17 protein-coding genes are annotated in these 17,293 nt (G+C 36.9%); 10 read left to right on the forward strand and 7 right to left on the reverse strand.

The features are described from left to right. Window positions 1-80: 80 nt before the first annotated feature. From IO90_RS04645 to IO90_RS04655, 3 genes are all read right to left on the reverse strand, one after another. Window positions 81-749 (reverse strand): DUF2461 domain-containing protein, encoded by a 669-nt coding sequence (locus tag IO90_RS04645; RefSeq protein WP_034964465.1) that lies wholly within the window; start codon window positions 747-749, stop codon window positions 81-83. Window positions 750-1,102: 353 nt separating this feature from the next. After that, window positions 1,103-2,023: a T9SS type A sorting domain-containing protein gene (locus IO90_RS04650; protein ID WP_034964467.1), complete on the reverse strand. Its 921-nt coding sequence runs from the start codon at window positions 2,021-2,023 to the stop codon at window positions 1,103-1,105. Window positions 2,024-2,151: 128 nt separating this feature from the next. Then, on the reverse strand, window positions 2,152-2,886 hold the full coding sequence (locus IO90_RS04655) for a DNA-formamidopyrimidine glycosylase family protein (RefSeq protein WP_034964469.1): 735 nt from the start codon (window positions 2,884-2,886) through the stop codon (window positions 2,152-2,154). Window positions 2,887-2,957: 71 nt separating this feature from the next. Between IO90_RS04655 and dgt the strand changes: the two genes are divergently transcribed. From dgt to IO90_RS04670, 3 genes are all read left to right on the forward strand, one after another. Then, on the forward strand, window positions 2,958-4,316 hold the full coding sequence (gene dgt / locus IO90_RS04660; protein ID WP_034964471.1) for a dGTP triphosphohydrolase: 1,359 nt from the start codon (window positions 2,958-2,960) through the stop codon (window positions 4,314-4,316). 88 nt (window positions 4,317-4,404) lie between these two features. Further along, on the forward strand, window positions 4,405-4,623 hold the full coding sequence (locus IO90_RS04665; protein ID WP_034964474.1) for a DUF2683 family protein: 219 nt from the start codon (window positions 4,405-4,407) through the stop codon (window positions 4,621-4,623). After that, on the forward strand, window positions 4,614-4,874 hold the full coding sequence (locus IO90_RS04670) for a Txe/YoeB family addiction module toxin (protein WP_034964477.1): 261 nt from the start codon (window positions 4,614-4,616) through the stop codon (window positions 4,872-4,874). Before IO90_RS04665 ends, IO90_RS04670 begins: the two co-directional genes overlap by 10 nt. 46 nt (window positions 4,875-4,920) lie before the next feature. On the opposite strand, the gene lipB is transcribed toward IO90_RS04670, so the two are convergent. From lipB to IO90_RS04690, 4 genes are all read right to left on the reverse strand, one after another. Further along, window positions 4,921-5,634 carry a lipoyl(octanoyl) transferase LipB gene (gene lipB / locus IO90_RS04675; protein WP_034964478.1) on the reverse strand — a complete coding sequence of 238 codons (714 nt, stop codon included), beginning with the start codon at window positions 5,632-5,634 and terminating at the stop codon, window positions 4,921-4,923. 109 nt (window positions 5,635-5,743) lie between these two features. Continuing rightward, complete coding sequence (locus tag IO90_RS04680; RefSeq protein WP_034964481.1) at window positions 5,744-7,024, reverse strand: T9SS type A sorting domain-containing protein; 1,281 nt, start codon at window positions 7,022-7,024, stop codon at window positions 5,744-5,746. Between the two features lie 221 nt (window positions 7,025-7,245). Then, window positions 7,246-8,031, reverse strand: coding sequence for a T9SS type A sorting domain-containing protein (locus IO90_RS04685; RefSeq protein ID WP_034964483.1), 786 nt, complete (start codon window positions 8,029-8,031; stop codon window positions 7,246-7,248). Window positions 8,032-8,255: 224 nt separating this feature from the next. Beyond that, entirely contained in the window at window positions 8,256-9,041 is a 786-nt protein-coding gene (locus IO90_RS04690) for a T9SS type A sorting domain-containing protein (RefSeq protein WP_034964485.1), read from the reverse strand. A gap of 109 nt (window positions 9,042-9,150) precedes the next feature. Here IO90_RS04690 and IO90_RS04695 point away from each other — a divergent pair, with 109 nt between their 5' ends. From IO90_RS04695 to IO90_RS04725, 7 genes are all read left to right on the forward strand, one after another. Then, window positions 9,151-11,283 (forward strand): TonB-dependent receptor plug domain-containing protein, encoded by a 2,133-nt coding sequence (locus IO90_RS04695; RefSeq protein WP_034964488.1) that lies wholly within the window; start codon window positions 9,151-9,153, stop codon window positions 11,281-11,283. 5 nt (window positions 11,284-11,288) lie between these two features. Continuing rightward, on the forward strand, window positions 11,289-12,374 hold the full coding sequence (locus IO90_RS04700) for an HmuY family protein (RefSeq protein ID WP_034964490.1): 1,086 nt from the start codon (window positions 11,289-11,291) through the stop codon (window positions 12,372-12,374). 137 nt (window positions 12,375-12,511) lie between these two features. After that, on the forward strand, window positions 12,512-13,393 hold the full coding sequence (locus IO90_RS04705; protein WP_034964492.1) for a hemin ABC transporter substrate-binding protein: 882 nt from the start codon (window positions 12,512-12,514) through the stop codon (window positions 13,391-13,393). 85 nt (window positions 13,394-13,478) lie between these two features. Then, window positions 13,479-14,519: a FecCD family ABC transporter permease gene (locus IO90_RS04710; protein WP_034964495.1), complete on the forward strand. Its 1,041-nt coding sequence runs from the start codon at window positions 13,479-13,481 to the stop codon at window positions 14,517-14,519. Then, window positions 14,516-15,292, forward strand: coding sequence for a heme ABC transporter ATP-binding protein (locus tag IO90_RS04715; RefSeq protein ID WP_034964498.1), 777 nt, complete (start codon window positions 14,516-14,518; stop codon window positions 15,290-15,292). The genes IO90_RS04710 and IO90_RS04715 overlap by 4 nt, the downstream gene beginning before the upstream one ends. Window positions 15,293-15,491: 199 nt before the next feature. Continuing rightward, window positions 15,492-16,136 (forward strand): class I SAM-dependent methyltransferase, encoded by a 645-nt coding sequence (locus tag IO90_RS04720; RefSeq protein WP_034964500.1) that lies wholly within the window; start codon window positions 15,492-15,494, stop codon window positions 16,134-16,136. Window positions 16,137-16,253: 117 nt separating this feature from the next. After that, on the forward strand, window positions 16,254-17,276 hold the full coding sequence (locus tag IO90_RS04725; RefSeq protein WP_034964501.1) for a hemin-degrading factor: 1,023 nt from the start codon (window positions 16,254-16,256) through the stop codon (window positions 17,274-17,276). Window positions 17,277-17,293 lie beyond the last annotated feature (17 nt).

A 17,293-nucleotide genomic window follows, 5' to 3' on the forward strand; every position in this document is an offset into this window, starting at 1 on the left:
TAATTAGTTAAAGTATAAATTTCTAATTCCCATAATTTGAGTTTTAAGCTAATCACCAAAAGCTAATTGCGATTAGCCCTTCAATTTCCAATCGCCTCATTCAAAAACCGATTGAATGGATAGATTTCCTTCAAAACCTTTACCGTATTTTTGACAAAGTTCTTATCCAAAACTTCCTTGTCTGACAAAGGATGGAACACGATAAACTGCTTGAACTTGAGATAATCACCCATTGGATTTTCCTTATCAAAACCTTGTGGAACTTTCACCAATTTTGTGCCTTGCAATTCCAAAACATCTTTGAAGGATTTTTTATTGAGGATTTTCAGGAATGTATCGCCGTCAGAACTGATGGCTTCACGAATGGCTTTCAGATTTTTTGGTTCTGTCATATAGACGCCACCTGCGAGAAAAGATTTTCCATTTTCCAGATGAATGTAATAACCAGCGTGGTTCAGCGTTTTTGGACCTTTTTCTACAAACGATGCGCCGATGTTGGTTTTGTAAGGCGTTTTGTCCTTGGAAAATCGCGTGTCTTTGTAAATCCTGAAAATACAATTCTTAGCTTCCAATCGTTCCACGCTTTCATCAAACTCGGAAACTTCGGCGATGATTTCGTTCACCACATTTTCAAAGTTCGCTTTGGCTTCCAGATAGAGCGGTTTGTTTTCGTTGAACCATTCTCTGTTGTTATTGATTTCGAGCGTTGAAAGGAACTTGAGCGTTTCTGGATTGATGGCTGTTGACATTTCTATTTTAATTTTTTATTAAAGATATTTATTTTTAAAACACTTAGAGCCTATTAAAAGATGATTCAAAAATAAAATTTTCAAAACATTTTTCTTCTCCCAACCCTAAAGGGTGGAAAAACCTTGAAAATTTCATCAAAATAGCTCCCTTTAGAGTTGGGGAAAGAATTTTGATGAAATTTAAACAGGCTCTTAAGTCACTTGAGATTTAAAGTTGAAAATATTTAAAGTTCACTTTAGATAAAATCTTTGATTATTTAAACTAATGCGTTCTAATGTGAGCTATGATTTAATAGTTAAAATAACCTTTTAAAAAAAATCCCACTCATAGAACGGGATTTCAAAGTTTTCAATTATTGTTTTACAATTTTGGAAGAGTAAGTTTTTCCTTTGTTGTTTTTCAAATTAATGATGTAAACGCCAGCTTTCAATTGTTTCAGATTGATTTCCTCCACATTGCCAAAGTCGGAAACCTTCTGTCCAAGCGTGTTGTAAACTTCGATGGTTGATATTTTTTCACCATTTGGAAGATTTAATTTTAAAATATCTTTTACTGGATTTGGATAGAGTTTGATGTTTCCTTTGGTTGCATCATTCACTGCCATGACTTCATCATTAATTTTAATATTATCATAATAGGCATCTCCGCCATAGTTATTGTGAAGGAAATTCATTCCATCCAGATTCACTTTGCTGGTGTTGGCAACATCTAAAATCAAGTTGTTGTCCAAGTAATATTTGATAGTCGCTTCGGTGAATTCAATTTTCAAATTGTACCATCTGTTTACTTGCCAGCTTGCATTTGTAATGGTGTAGCCACCAAGATTTAGCTCAGGATAAATGTAGAGATTTCCTCTGTTTTCAAATCCAACTGCTGTCACGATATCAAAAACCTCTTCTTCCAAATTCTCGTGATACAGCGCAAACTCAAAGTCAGAACCGTTTTGGTCAGACGAGTAGAAGTCGTATGAAATGGTTGTGTTTTGGTAGTCCAAAGCTGGCGAAAAAGATTTCTCGATTCCAAAAATAGGAAACCATTGGTCGCCAAATTGTGGGACGTGAGCATTTTTAAAAGAATAAGTTCCAGAATTTGCTCGTTCGCTGGTGATGATTTGATTGGTCAATGGACCATCGCTGGATTCCGTCACGGTCCAACCATTTTGTCCGTTGATGTCGCCTAAAATGTAACCTTCCGAAGCTTCAAATGAAATCGTCTGTTGTGCAAATGCAAATGAGGAAACTAAGGAAAGAATGAATAAGTATTTATTTTTCATATATAAGAATTAATTATTTTTTATTAATACGTAGTGGTTTCATCAACCAAAATTTTGCCAAATGATAAGTAAAATTAAGTTAAAATAAAATAACAAAAATTAAGTTTTTATACTAATATCGTTTATAATTAAGACAGTTTCTGGTCTTTTTCGCAATAAAAACTAGAACGCTTTCCTTTGCCTATATTTTTCGTGATGACGGTTTCGCCACATTTAGGACATTTCTTTTTGTGGTAGATTTGCCAATGTTTTTTCAATTCATCAGTTCTTTTCCATTTCAAAAAATCAAAACTATAATTTCTGGCTTCTGTCAAAAGTTCGTTCAATTTCTTCAAAGGCAGATTTCCAACTTGACTTTCCGGATGAACACCGATTCTGAAAAGGACTTCATTTTTAATGATATTCCCAACACCAGAGAAGATTTCCTGATTCATCAAGGCGTCGCAAACCATCATTTTTGGGTTAGCTTTAAGTTTCTTTTTTGTGTTTTTTGGATTCCAATCGTCGCTCATCACATCGGCTTCCCAATCGATGGTTTTCAGAAAATCGTCATCCACCATTTTTACAGAGCAAGTGTAGAAAAGTGCTTTCCCATTTTTGAAATTTAAACCAAGTCTCAAAGATTTGTCTGGCTTTGTCTGCTCGTCGATTTCATACGAACCAAACATTAGCAAATGAATTTTGACGCTCACTTTTTCGAATATCAGATACGTCTGTTTTCCGTAGAGTCGGATTTGTTTAAGTTTTTTGTTAATGAGCAATTCATTGTCGATGCCGGAGTTTCCAACAGCAGAAACGACTTTTTCTCCCACAAATTTCTGGAGATTTTCTTTCATCAACACAATAGTTGGACCTTCTGGCATAATGACTTTTTTGATAAAATCTCAAATATTATTCCGTTAAAAATAAAATATCCCTTATTTTTGAATCCAATATGGACCTCAATTCAATTTTCACCAATCAGCGAACCGGAAATCACCAACAGAACGTAGTTTCCAGAACAGACTTCCAAAGAGATTTCGATAGAATTATTTTCTCATCCGCTTTCCGAAGACTTCAAAATAAAACTCAGGTTTTCCCTTTGCCGGGAAGTGTTTTTGTGCACAATCGTTTGACGCATTCTCTGGAAGTGGCTTCTGTTGGCCGTAGTTTGGGAAGTTTGGCAGGCGAATTTATCTTCAAAAATTATCAAAATGATATTAATGATTTGTCCAAGGATTTTTATCAGCATCAGTTGCACAATGTAATTGCATCGGCCTGTCTTTGTCACGACATTGGGAATCCGGCTTTCGGACATTCTGGCGAAGATGCGATTGCGAGTTACTTTGAGAAAAATGAAAGTCATTTAAAATCGAAATTTAGTGAAAAAGAGTGGGCAGACCTTGTCAATTTTGAAGGAAACGCCAATGCCATCCGGGTTCTCACGCATCAGCAACAAGGCAAAGATGAAGGTGGCGCGCAACTGACTTACACCACATTGGCAAGCATCGCCAAATATCCGTGCGAATCTGTGGCAAAGAAAAAAGGAATTATTAATCGTAAGAAATTTGGCTTTTTCCAAAATGAAAAGCAACAGTTTCTGGACATCGCAAAATCGACAGGAATGATTATGGATAATGATGAACCTGTGATTTTCAAAAGACATCCATTTGTTTGGCTCGTGGAAGCTTCTGATGATATTTGCTATAATATTATCGATATGGAAGATGCGCACCGACTTGGGATTGTAAATTCTAACGATTGTGAAAATCTGTTTTTGGATTTGATAAAGTCTGTGAATCCAGACGACATCAAAAGAGTAGGAGACAAGTTGGGAATTATCACCAATAAGAATGAAAGAATCTCGTATTTACGAGCGAAAGTCATCAATTCTCTCATCAATAAAACCATTGAGCTTTATAAAAGTAATTTCATTAAGATCTTGGACGGAAGTCTGGACAAAGGCATTCTTGATATCTTCAAAACAGAAAGTTCATCGCTCACAGAAATCGAACGTTTTTCCATCGAGAAAATCTACAATCACAAAGCCGTCATCGAAATAGAAAATGCGGGCTACAACGTAATGTATGAACTTTTGAATCATTTCGTTCCATCCATCATCAAAGAAAAATCCGAAAGAAAATCTTATGATAAAATGGCGCTGAAGCTGATTCCGCAACAGTTCATCTACGACGATTCTACCATCTACCAAAAAACTTTGGGCGTTCTGGATTTCGTTTCCGGAATGACGGACAATTTCGCTACGGACCTTTACAGAAAAATCAAGGGGATTGATATTGGGATGACGATGTAATTATAAATGATAGTTGATTTAAAATCGTTTATCGATCACATTTTATCATTTATAAAAATCTTATCTTTGTTTAGGAAAAAGTTTTAAAATGGAGACAATCAACATCATAGCTCATACCAATGATGCTTCTCAAATTGAAGCATTAAAAGCATTTATGAAAGCTTTAAAGATAAAATTTGAACTTTCAGAAGGGCAAAATGCCTACAATCCTGAATTTGTTAAGAAGATTCAAGAAGGAGATGAAGATTTAAAAAACGGAAAGGGAAGAAGTGTGACAGTGGAAGAACTTGAAAAGTTATGGAAATAGTTTTTCTTCCTAAAGCTGACGAAGATCTTGCGTATTGGATAAAAACTGGTAATAAAACCATTCTTAAGAAAATATCAGAACTGACGAAATCTATCTTGGAAAATCCCTACCAAGGAATTGGAAAACCGGAAGCCTTAAAATACAATCTTGCTCCAAAATGGTCTCGGAGAATTAATCAAGAACATCGTTTCGTTTATCTTGTGCAAGAAGATAAATTCTACGTTTATTCATTGCGAGGACATTATAATTAAAACAATTGATGAAAATTAAAATCGTTTATCAATCATCATTTATCATTTATTCAATCGGTTCACATCCAAAAACATCCACAAAATGTTTTTTGATTTTCTCCTTCACTTCCTCGTAATCCACTTCTTTTTCAAGTTCTCTTTGCATCGAAGTGACTTGCTTATCGGAAATGCCACAGGGAATGATGTAATCGAAATATTTCATATCGGTGTTGACATTCAACGCAAAACCGTGGATGGTGACCCAACGTGACGCTTTCACGCCTAAAGCACAGATTTTTCTTGCATACGGTTTCCCAACATCAAACCAAACACCGGTTTCACCAGGAGAACGTTCGCCAATCAAACCATACTCTGCAATTGTTCGGATGATGACTTCTTCAAGATCGCGCATATAGCGGTGGATGTCTGTGTAGAAATTTTCGAGATCCAATATCGGATAACCAACAACTTGCCCAAAACCGTGATACGTAATATCGCCACCACGATTGACTTTGACATAAGTAGCTTCAATCTCTTTCAGTTTGTTTTCGTTGGCGAGAAGATTGGATTCGTGCCCGCTTTTTCCCAAAGTGTAAACGTGCGGATGTTCTACAAAAAGCAAATGATTGTCGGTCGGTTTCAGATTCTCCGGATTTTCGCGATTGTGGATTTTGATGTCCAGATTTTGCTTAAGTAATTCTTCCTGATAGTCCCAAGTCGGCTGATAATCTTTGACACCGAGGTCTTGGAACTTTACTTTTTTGTTGATGAGAGAATTCACGTTTGATTGGAATTATTTATACAAATTTACTCATTATTTTAACAAACGACAAGCCACAAAAAAACCACCCGAAGGTGGTTTAAATAAAGAATAAAATCTGAAATATGACTTATTTTACAATAAGCTTTTTTGTTTCTGACTTCCCACCGTAAGTAATCTTTACGAGGTAAGTTCCAGAGTTGAGTCTGCTAAGGTCCACTTCTTTTGTTGAGAATCCAGATTGGTTTGCAATAGCTGTTTCGTAAACTTTTTTGCCAGAGAAGTCATAGATTTCAACATTTCCGTTTTTGGAAGCTGTTTCTTTGACATCAAACAAGATGTTCACTTTTTTGTCTTCTTTCGTTGGATTTGGATAGATTCCAAAAGTTCCTTTTTTACCGAAATCAGTCACTGACATTAGGTCTGTAATGTTTTTGTATTTGAAGAACATATTACCATTTGCCGTTCCACCGTTTGTTGTGAAGTACATTCTGTAATAGCTGTCTCCTTTTTTGATGTAATAAACTGCATCCGCATAAGGCGCTCCAGAAGTTGGCTTCCAAGAATGTCCGATGGTCGCAATACTTTTGGAATAAGCTGTTGGCGCTGTAAAAGTAGAAGTTGCCTGAGTTTCTGGTCTCACGTAAGCTACAGATACATTTGGCGACTGTAAAATCCCTGCCATTTTGTACATCATTATTCCGTTGAAGAATGTGTAATATCTGGTGAACATCAGATCCCAAGCCGATCTGGAAGGTTCTAAGTTTGCAACTTTTTCGCCAGTGTCAAATGAGAAATAATTGAAGAATGCATCATCTGTTCCGTTTGCAATCGTTCTTGTTTGCGTCGCATCCCACGATGTTCCATTCCATTTGGCATATTTGAAAGTGTAACCAGATGCATACTCGTTGATGAAAAACTTATAGTAAGTCGTTCCATATTCCAAAACGAAAACTACTTTCCCTATTACTTTGTGCGTTACGATATCATAAGAACCCCAACCGAAGTTAAGACCTGTTGCTGGTAACAAAGTAGCTTCATCAAAAGCACCGTCCTGAAGTCTTTCAGTTTGATCTGGATTGTAAAGAGGTTCGCCCCAATTTGCCTTATCAGCTGGCGTTACAGTGTCAAAAGATGCAGGATCTGCGGAAACTTGATAAGTAAGAACGTTTTTTGCATCATTTACTTTGACACCAAAATCCATTGCGCTGTTTCTGAAGAAAGCAATATCCCAAGTGCTTGCGTTTTGTGAGACGGTATTGTTAGAAGCAAAATCAAAGAAAAGGCGATTTTGATAAGCATTTCCCATAGAGGCTTCAACAGTCGTGTAGCCATTTTCGTCGGTTTGTGCAAGAACGGTTTGATTTACAGTAAAAGCAAGAAGACTTGCCAAAAGTAGTTTTGTTTTCATTTGAATTAAATTTAATTATTCAGTTATTTAGAATTATTCTACAAAACTAAATATTAATTTTTAATTATTCTAAATAAGATTAAAAATAAAAGTTGATAAATATCATATTGATAAAAAAGATTTATTATGGTCAAATTTTAATCAAAAAAAACTTCTTGAGATTTACACAAAAGAAGTTTTATAAAAGGTTAGGATCGAGTTTAATCACTCAAATTGAAATCTTATTTCTTAATGAATTTTGATTTTACAGACTGTCCGTTTGCGTTTTCAATCACGATGAAGTAAACACCAGTTTTCAATCTTGTAATGTCCAAAGCATTGTTTGTGATTTTTCCTTCTGTAGCCAATTGTCCTGTAGCAGAATAAACTTTTGCATTGGTAAGTTGGTCGTTGGAAATGAATCTCAATGAATTGTTGTCAGCAGAAACTGCAAACTTCACATCGTTTTTGAATGCGCTGTCGTTAACAGATAAAGTAGCGTCATACTTTACATTGTCTATATGAATAGGAGTGTGCATCGTATTTGATGTGGTTCTGATCACCAAATATGTTGCAGAAGATGCAGGAATATTCACCTTTACATTCTGAACAGTTGTACTAGTTAAATCTATTCTGTTGCCTACAGCTACGAAAGTAGCCATATCATTCGGGTCTGTTGCAAGTCCAACTTGTACAGATCCAGTAGTTCCTAAGCCACCTGCAACCATTCCTGTATCGAAAGACAGCGTTTTGTCTCCGGTTGGAGCTGCAATTTGAGGCGTGATCAGGTGCATTGGTTGTGCAACTGTACTTCCAGGGTAAGCTTGGATATATTTGTTCTCTCCTCCCGCTACGATCATCATTGGTTGCGGAGGATATGGTCCTGTAGGTAATTTCACAGACCATCCTTTTTGTGGAAAAGTAGTATTCCCAATTTCAAATCCATCAAATGTTTCGTCGATGGAAGTTAGTTGTGCATTTGCTACAACAGCAAATAAAGAAGTGACCAAAAATAGTTTTGCTTTCATAATTGATTATTAAATTATCTCATTCAGTTATTTAGAATGATTCTACAAAAGTAAATATTAATTTTTAATTATTCTAAATAAGATTAATGTTAAAACTTGATAAATATCATATTTGTAAAAAGTAAGGGTGATAGTCAAATTTTAATCAAAAAAAAACTTCTTATGATTTGCATCAAAAGAAGTTTTATGAAAGTAATGATTGAGTTTAACCAATCAATTGAAATCTATTTCTTGATGAATTTTGATTTTACAGATTGTCCGTTTGCGTTTTCAATCACGATGAAGTAAACGCCAGTCTTCAATCTTGTGATGTCCAAAGCATTGTTTGTAATTTTTCCTTCTGTTGCCAATTGTCCTGCAGCAGAGTAAACTTTTGCATTTGTAAGTTGATCGTTTGAAGTGAATCTCAATGAATTGTTGTCAGAAGAAACTGCTAACTTCAAATTGTTGTTGAAAGTGCTGTCATTCACTGCCAGGTTAGTATCATATTTCACATTGTCAATACGGATCGGCGTATGCATTGTGTTAGATGTTGTTCTGATGACAAGATATGTCCCAGCAGAGGCAGGGATGTTCACTTTTACGTTCTGAAGAGTTGTTGTGGACAAATCAATTTTTTCTCCTATTGCCACGAAAGTAGCCATATCATTAGGGTCTGTTGCGATACCAACTTGAACGGAACCTGTAGTCCCCAAACCTCCAACTTCCATTGAAGTGTCAAAGGAAAGTGCTTTATCTCCCGCAGGTGCGACGATTTGAGGTGTTATTAGGTACATTGGTTGTGCCACAGTACTTCCTGGATAAGCTTGGATATATTTGTTAGCCTCTCCGAATACGATCATCATTGGCTGAGGTGGAAATGGGCCTACAGGTAATTTGATAGACCATCCGTTTTGAGGAAAAGTGTTATTCCCAGCTAAGAAACCATCAAATGTTTCGTTGATAGTCGTTAATTGTGCATTTGCTACAACGGCAAATAAAGAAGCTGCCAAAAATAGTTTTGCTTTCATAATTGATATTATTAAATTTCAGATTGTTATTTAGAATTATTCCACAAAAGTACGAAATTGTTTTTAATCATTCTAAATAAAATCTTATCTTCGCAAAAATTATTTTTAGATGAAGAAGAGAACGATGAGCCTTTTGTCATTAGCAATTTTAAATTTTGCCTATTCACAAAAAGACTCACTTAGTCAAAAAAATATAGAAGAAGTTGTCGTTACGGGACAATTCACGCCACAATCTATCAACAAGTCCATTTACAAAGTAGAGGTGATAGATGCCACTCAAATCAAGAATATGGCAGTTACAAACGCTGCCGAGGTTCTAAATCAAAATCTTAATATCCTTATTGTTCCAAGTGCCAGCTCTGGAGATTCTAGAGCAAATATCATGGGATTACCAGGAGCATATACAAAGATCCTGATCGACAATATCCCTGTAGTGAGTGATGAAGGAATGGGGAATTTGGTGGATCTAACAAAAATCAATGTCAACAATATAGAGCGTATTGAGATCGTGAAAGGATCTATGGGCGTGGAGTATGGTAGCAATGCAGTTGCTGGTGTTATCAACATCATTACCAAAAAAGGCTACGGTAAAAAATTCACTGCCAATCTTTCCTTGCAAGAAGAAACAGTTGGGAAAGAGTATGATCTTTATAAAAAAGGAAACGGAAGACATATCCAAAGTTTGAATCTGGGTTATAAAATCAATGACAATTGGCAATTGACTGCTGATATCAATCATAATGATTTTCAAGGTTTCCAAGGCAGACAAAATGGGTACAAATATTTCACAGAAGGTAATGATGGAAAGCGCGGTTACGAGTGGCAACCAAAAGATATGATTGTTGCAAATGCGGCCATTCGCTATTCCAAAAATAAAACGTCATTGTTCTATAAAGTTAATTTCCTGAATGAGGAGATCAATTATAGAGATTATCTGGTTGAGGAACTTTATCTGGGCGGAGGAAACAGAACGTACGTTGCAAAAGATGCCGATTATTTTACCAAAAGATGGATCCACCAATTGAATGTTCAGACACAGATTGGAAGCAGAATCAACTATTCTGGAGATTTTTCATATCAGGTTCAAGAACGTAATCGACAGAATTATGACTATGATGTTGCAAACAGACAAATTCTTTCCCAGGATAACAAATTGACTAATTTCAAGTCGGAAGTTTTGTATTCACGTGGGATGTTCAGTAATTTTCTGGATAGCGAAAAATTCAATTTTCAAATTGGATATGAGCTAGACAGAACCAACGGAACAGCAGATGCTTCTCTCTTTATTTATGATCACAACGAACCTACTATAGCGAAAAATATCTTCAACTATGCGAATTTTATTTCTGCAGAATGGCAGATTTCTGATAAGTTCGCAGTAAGACCAGGTGCGCGTTTGGCATTGAGCGATAAGTTTGATAGTCAGTTTAATTATTCATTGACAGGTAGATACAGCGTTGGACAAGACTCTAATTTGAGAGCAATCTTTGGCTCGTCAAACAGATTTCCGACTTATGATGAGTTGTACACATACATGGTGGACAGCAATCACGACATCCGTGGCAACGCAAACTTAACACCCGAAACAGGATTTTCTTTAGGCGTTTTTACAGATCATAAATTCTATTCCGGAAACGGTTGGAGATTTGACGCCTCGTTAAATTGGTTGTATTTGGATGTAAAAGATAGAATCGAATCAGTTATAATCAGCAACAGTCCATTGAGATACACATATTTGAATGTTGATAATTATAAATCAAATATGTTTTCAGGATCATTAAATGTTAGAAAGAACTCTTTTTCCATCAATTCTGGAGTTTCTGTGTTAGGAATTTCTCAAGTTCTGAATACTGGAAATATTACTTCGCCAGATTCTTACAATTATTTTGTTGAAGCTAATCTCGCCGCCAATTATACGTTGTCATCAACCAATACTTTGTTCGCAGTGTATTATAAATATTCTGGGAAAAGAAAGGCGTTTACATACCAACCAGGTGCTACAGTTGCAGAAAGTGGACAATATGTTCTTGGAGATGTGCAGGATTTCAGTATGCTGAATTTCACGTTAAGTCAGCCATTTTTCAAAAACCATTTCGAAGTCGCTTTGGGAATCAAAAATATTTTTGATGTCACAACCATTAGAAACACGACACTTTCCGGGGGAAATCACAATGCGGCGGAGTCCAATCAAAATCTTTTCTACGGCAGAAGTTATTTCGCTCGTTTAAACTACAATTTCTAAAAATTATGAAAAAATTATTTCTTTATATTTCGATAGTTTCAGGATTTTTATTTCAATCTTGTATCAGTGATAATGAGGATCCAATCGCAGTTTCTCCTGTGGAAGGTTCCATTGTGAATCCCTCTGTTGGAGGCGCAACGCAACCCAATCAGATTTGGTTTGACCTAAGTTCTGGAACGGAAACTAAGACAAATAGGACAGATTGGGATTTGGCATTTCATTCAGGAAGTCAATTCAAAGTTGTTCTCAACAGTTCTATTATGATGGCGGCGGGCAAAATCCCAAACGCTACAAATATCGATCTGGTGAAAGAATCTGATCTTGCATCTCTTAAAGAAAAAGTTCAAGTTGCCAACTTTGATCCGACAAACGAAAGTTATATTGACACGGTAACAGGCAATTATTTGTCAGGTTACACAGCTATTTCGGAAATCACAGCAAATGATTCTGATAACAGCGTTTATCTTGTAAATTTAGGAAGAGATGTTTACAAAGGCAATGTGGCTGTAGGTTCTGTAACTACTGGAGGTGATCTCAGAGGTTGGATGAAAGTTCAGATCGTGAGAAACGGAAGTGGCTATAAGCTCAAATATGCCGAGGTGAATAGTTCAACACACAAAGAAGTCAATATCGACAAAAATTCAGATTACAACTTCACATTTTTCAGTTTGAAGAATGACAAGGAATTGTTGATTCAGCCAGAGAAAAAGCATTGGGATCTTTGCTTCACAGTCTTTACCAATATCATCGAAGGTGCAGGAAGTTACATCTACGCAGATTTTGTTTTGAGTAATTTGCTTGGCGGTGTTGGAGCCTACGAAGTTGTAGTAACTGCGCCAGCAACAGGATCTGAGGCCTATAACAATTTCAAGTTGGAAAATGTTGAGGCTTCCAAATTCATTTTTAATGATCACCGCGCCATTGGTGGAAACTGGAGAAATCCTGTAGGAGTCAACGGATTGGAAACTTATGGTGACAGATTCTACGTCATCCGTGATGCAGAAGGTTATTTCTTCAAATTAAGATTTACCAGAATGACAAGCCCAGAAGGCATCCGAGGTTATCCTCAATTTGAATATCAGCCACTTTAATCCCATTTTATATCCTATAATTACTAGGAATAGTTTTATCATACATTTAAAGCAATTATCCAAGAGGCTTCGGAATTGGTTTTAGAGCCAGTAGCAAAAAGCTAATTGCCATCAGCAAATTATTAATATAATTAACTATGAAGAATATTAAAATAGCAATACTTTCAGCCATCCTTTTAGCAGGAATTTCTTGTAAAAAAGAAGATTCCAAAGTTGCAGTCAACGAAGAGGCAAAAACCGAAACGCCTGTTTCTAATCATAGAATTGTTAGCATCAGTGGAGGAGTTACAGAGATTGTAGCAGCGTTGGGTCACGAGAAGGAAATTGTAGGGACAGATGTCACCAGCACTTATCCAGAAACGCTTGAAGCAACTGCGGAAAATCTTGGCCACGTCCGTTCAATGACCATAGAGCCACTTATGGCGCTCAATCCAACTTTGATCTTAGCTTCTGACAAAGATGTGAATCCAGATTTGTTAGATAAGATCAAAGCTTCTGGAATCAAAACAGAATTGTTCAAACAAGAGTTCACGATCGATGGAACCAAAAATTTGATCAATCAAGTTGCAAAAGCACTAGGAAATACAAATCAACAGGCATTATTGGAACAGATTGATACAGATGTAAAACAAATCCAGCCAATTGCTAAAAAACCAAAAGTCCTTTTCATCTACGCAAGAGGAAATATGATGATGGTAGGTGGCAAAAACACACCGATGGCAAGCATTATCGAGATTGCTGGCGGACAAAACGCAGCCAACGATTTCGAAGATTTCAAACCACTGACGCCGGAAGCTGTGGTGCAGTCAAATCCAGATGTTCTATTGTTCTTCACAACCGGTTTGCAAGGTTCTGGTGGTGTAGAAGGTGCGCTTAAAATGCCAGGCGTTCCACAGACCAATGCTGGTAAAAACAAAAAAGTAATCGCTTTAGATGGCGGGTTGATCTCGTCTTTCGGACCAAGAGTTGGCGAAGCGGCATTAAGCCTCAACAAACTTCTAATCGAATCCACAAAATAATTTTATTTGCTCCCTTTAGGGTTGGGGAAATCGAATAAAATTTTGTCTATCATCTATTTGTCTATATTCTCTAAGTCTAATTAATTTGAAATCAAAAAGTCTTACATTTTACGCCATCATCGGTATTATTTTATTACTGCTGATGATGGCTTTATCTTTGAATATCGGCGTCTATGATTTCGGGAAATCCAGTTCTTTCGAGGTTTTTTGGAAATTTGTGACAGGTGACACTTCACTTTCCCTCAGCGAAAAATACATCATTTGGGAAGTTCGCGCCGCCAGAATCGTGATGGGCGTTTTGATTGGAAGTATGCTCGCCGTTTCCGGAACCACTTTGCAAGGAATGTTCAAAAATCCTTTGGCAACGGGCGAAGCGATTGGATTGACGTCCGGAGCAACTTTGCTCGCTGCAATCGCCATTGTTTTGGGACACACGTTCGAAGAGTATTTGCCTGAGATTGTTCGAAATTCACTAGTTGGTGTTTCTGCCTTTGTTGGCGCATTAGTAGCGATGATCATCGTTTACAGGATTTCAACGTCCGATGGGAAAACCAATGTTGTAATGATGTTATTAAGTGGTGTCGCTATCACATCCATTGGATTTTCGATCACTGGATTTCTGATTTACATTTCCAAAGACGAACAATTAAGAGACTTGACTTTCTGGAATCTCGGAAGTCTCGCTGCCGCAACTTGGACGAAAAATACCATTTTGACCATCGTTTTAATATTGTCTTATCTAATAATCTTACCAAAAGGAAAAGCTTTGAATGCAATGATGTTGGGCGAGAAAGATGCAGAACATTTGGGAATCAATGTTGAGACTTTGAAGAAGCAAATCGTGGTGATCACCGCTTTGATGGTTGGAACTTGCGTCGCATTTTCTGGAACCATCGGCTTTGTCGGATTGATTGTACCTTATATTTTGAGGTTACTTTTCCGTTCAGATTATCACTTCATTTTGCCATTGTCAGCCATTTGTGGAAGTATTCTATTATTGTTTGCAGACACGATCAGCAGGACGATTGTCGCGCCTTCCGAATTGCCGATTGGTATTTTGACATCACTTATTGGAGGTCCTATTTTTATCGCCATTTTAATTAAATTTAAAAATACACTGAGATGATAAAAGGTCATCAGATTAATTATAAAAGTCAGAATGTCAGCATTATAAAAGATGTTGAGGTTTCTGTCGGCTTCGGTGAGTTTTTGGCGATTGTCGGTCCAAACGGCGCCGGAAAATCCAGCCTTCTGAATATTCTTGCCAACGAAATCAAAACCGATAACAAAAAAAATATCCACTTCAAAGACAAGATTCTTGCAGACTGGAATTTGGAAGAATTATCAAAGCACAAAGCCAAGTTTTCCCAGCACAATGCGCAAGATATTCCGCTGTTGGTAGCAGATGTCGTGATGATGGGAAGATATCCTTACTTCAGCTCACAGCCACATCAGGAAGATTTCAAATCGGTTGAAAAAGCAATGGCTGAGACCGATGTTTCACATTTTCAAAAGAGAGAGTACAACTCACTTTCCGGTGGCGAGAAACAGCGCGTTCATTTGGCTAGAGTTCTGGCTCAGCTGGACAATGAGATAGAAAATACTTTAATTTTCCTAGACGAACCATTAAATAATCTGGATATTAAGCATCAATATAAAACTTTGGAATTGATTAAGAGATTCACGCAGAACAGCAATACAGCGATTGTCGTTTTGCACGATCTTAATCTTGCAGCGCAATTTGCAGATCATATTTTATTGATGGAAAAAGGACAGGTTTTGTCTTATGGAACGCCCGAAAAAGTTTTCACAGCAGAGACCATTTCCAAGGCTTACAATTTTCCCTGCACCATTTGCAAGCATCCAGTCAATGACAACACGATGATTTTGTTTGGATAGAATTTTTTTAAAAATATTAATAATTATGGCAGCTATTTCCGCTTTCCGGTCCCTCCCGATTTTGCATCGGGATCTACTCAAGTCGGGTTGCAGATTTAGCATCCAAACAAAGTTTTGCCTTTGTTGAGCGTTGGCACAATTGTGAACTGACAACATTGAAAAAAAAACTTGTATTCTTTGTGTTCAAAAAACTAAAAAAATGACAGAACAAGAACTCAAAATATTAGCCCAACAATTATCAAATCCGGAAGGAGAAATTGGAAAAGACGTTGCCAAAATGATGAACGAGACCAATATTTCGATGACCAAAGAAACCATCAAAGCTTTGCATTTGATGGACAATGACAAGGTTTTGGAATTCGGTCACGGCAACGCTGGACATTTGTCCTATCTTTTGGATTTTGCTGAGAACATCAATTATACAGGTTTGGAAATTTCCGAAACAATGAAAGTTGAGGCTGAGGACAACAATCCAAAATATCTTTCTAAAGCCAAATTCCAATTGTACGATGGGAACAAAATTCCTTTCGGAAATGAAAGTTTTGACAAGATAATGACGGTCAACACAATCTATTTCTGGAAAAATCCAGTGGAATTTTTAAACGAAGTTTATCGCGTTTTAAACGAACACGGAAGTTTTGTCCTCACATTTGCCACGAAGGACTTCATGAAAACCTTGCCTTTCACCACAGATTTCAAGCTGTACAATTATGAAGATGTCGAGTTGCTGATTTCTCAAACCAACTTCAAAAGGATGATAAAATCTGACAAAGAAGAATTAATCGCAAGCAAAACCGGCGAACAGGTCAAAAGAGAATATATAGTTTTAACAATCAAAAAATAATCTTTGATCGGCCCTTACGTCTTTGTGAAGATTAAAATGTTTTCAATTGTACATTAAAAAAAATCTTGACGCACACTGCGTTCAAAAAATACTAAACACTCAAAAAAATAAATTAATATGAGTACATTAATTAATGAATTAAAAGAAAAATGGGAAGCACTGAAAGCAGAAAACCCACATTTGAGAATTAGAAATGCGGCCGAGCAATTAGGTGTTAGCGAAGCTGAATTGTTGGCAACAAACGTAGGAAATGGCGTTGCAGTTTTGAAACCACAATTTGCAGACCTTCTTCAGGAAATTGTAAAATTGGACAAAGTAATGGCCCTCACAAGAAACGACGAATGTGTTCACGAGAGAAAAGGCGTTTATTTGAATCCAGATTTCAGCAATCCACATGGGCAGGTTTTCGTTGGAGAAGATATTGATTTGAGGATTTTCATCAACTCTTGGAAATTCGGATTTTCTGTGGTGGAAGGTGATAGAAAAAGTTTTCAATTCTTCGGGAAAGACGGCTTGGCGCTTCACAAAATCTATTTGACCAACAAAAGTAACGAGGCGGAATTTGATGCGTTGACAGAGAAATACAAAGCAGAGGATCAATCTCCAAACGTCGTAACCGAAGCTGTCCCTGCAAAACCTGCAGAGAAATCAGATTCTGAGATTGATGTGGCTGGTTTCCAACAAGCTTGGAAAGATTTGAAAGATACGCACGATTTCTTTATGATGCTCAAAAAATTCGGGGTTACAAGAACGCAGGCTTTGAGATTGGCGCCGGAAGGTTATGCTACAAAAATCGAGAATTCCAAAGTCGTGAATGTGCTGGAAGATGCGGCTGAAAAGCAAATACCAATTATGGTTTTCGTTGGAAATCGTGGGATTATTCAGATTCATACGGGCGAAGTGAAAAAGACGCTTTGGCACCAACAATGGTTCAATGTGATGGATCCAGATTTCAATCTTCACCTTGACACAACGAAAATTGCAGAGACGTGGATTACCAAAAAACCAACCGAAGATGGCGAAGTAACTTCTGTTGAAATCTTCAACAAAGAAGGTGAATTTATCGTTCAACTTTTCGGAAAAAGAAAGCCAGGAATTCCAGAACTTCAGGAATGGAAAGATCTGGTAGCCGGACTATAAGTTAAAAATAAAATTAG

The organism is Chryseobacterium sp. FH1, from assembly GCF_000735135.1.
In the GTDB taxonomy this organism is placed as follows: Bacteria; Bacteroidota; Bacteroidia; order Flavobacteriales; family Weeksellaceae; genus Epilithonimonas.